The 1289-nt window shown below is 32.4% G+C and carries 1 protein-coding gene; it reads right to left on the bottom strand.

Going from position 1 to position 1289, the window contains the following annotated elements; all coding sequences use genetic code 11:
• Positions 1-130: 130 nt before the first annotated feature.
• Positions 131-1288: an IS110 family transposase gene (locus tag L1S46_RS26175; protein ID WP_238901436.1), complete on the bottom strand. Its 1158-nt coding sequence runs from the start codon at positions 1286-1288 to the stop codon at positions 131-133.
• Position 1289: the final 1 nt, after the last annotated feature.

Raw genomic sequence — 1289 nt, 5'->3', positions numbered from 1 at the left:
CAAAAACCTGCTAAGAAAAATCAACACTTTTTTAGTAGGTTTTTTAAAATAAATATTTATATTTAGAGGCATCGCAAACAAGCCCACCAGATATCCTGCTTAGCTCAGAAAACTTCTAAATTCCTAAAAATCAGGTCATATATATTTCTTTTAACCTAGCATAGTAAATTCTTAGAAATTTATTAAATGCAGCAATTTTAGCTACTTTTTTGGCTTTTCCCTCTGCTTCTTTTTTTATCATATATAAATATATTGCATCATCTTGAGGCTTATTGCTCTTTATACATTTCATAATCTCATATCCAGTCTTTCGCAATAACGAGGAACCTCTTTTGGATATTCGACGTTTGTTTCCAACAAACTGTCCAGATTCATAAGGTGGCGAGTCAATACCGGCATAGGCAATTAATGCTTTTTTACTATGAAAACGTCTTACATCTCCAATTTCAGCAATTAAACGTGGAGCTAGTGTATCTCCAACTCCCGGCATTTCTCTAACAATTTTATATTCTTCTAAACTACTTGCTAGTTCTTGCATTTGTGATAAAATTAAACATAGAGTTTTATCCACTTCTCGAAGAACTCGAACTGCTTCCAATACTAACATTTTGGTAGATGGGGTAATGGAAGATAAAGTTGGGATACCTTCTTGAGCTAAAGCATATATTTTTTTTGCTTTTGCCTCATTTTGATGGTATCCATTATTTTTTGCCCATTTTAAATAGCTTCTTATAAACTGCATTTCACTTTTGTTAGTGATGTTGTCATAATGCCAGTATTCTTCTACAAAAGAACTTAATTTATCCTTGTCAGGTTTGCTTGATCTACTTTTTAATAAACTCTTAATATCTGGCATTGTTCGATCTAACATATTACTAAGCAAAATTTTACTCTCTATCCGCATACGTATGTAATGAGAATATTGTCTACCTAATATTCTTAATTCTGAATACAATTCATCTGATGCATGATAATCAACCATGCGAAACCAGTTATCAATTCCATAGTTTGCTATCTTAATGGCATCAATTTTGTCAGTTTTACCTTTTCTAAGCGCCATAGCGGCATACTTTTTCATAACTAAAGGATTGATCACGGATACAAATATGCCATGTTCTTTAAGGTAGCTAAGTACCGGAAGATGGTATGCACCGGTCGCTTCCATTACAACTCTAGTTTCTTCATTAAAATTCAAGATACGCTTAACCAATGCAGATAATTCCGTTTCTATATGAGTTAATTCATATGGCGTACTAATAATCTCACCATATGGTTTTAATATACATATT

The organism is Clostridium sp. YIM B02500 (assembly GCF_022324665.1).
In the GTDB taxonomy this organism is placed as follows: domain Bacteria; phylum Bacillota; class Clostridia; order Clostridiales; family Clostridiaceae; genus Clostridium; species Clostridium beijerinckii.
The sequence above is the reverse complement of the archived record's forward strand: the minus strand, read 5'-3'. Positions and strand labels throughout refer to the sequence as shown.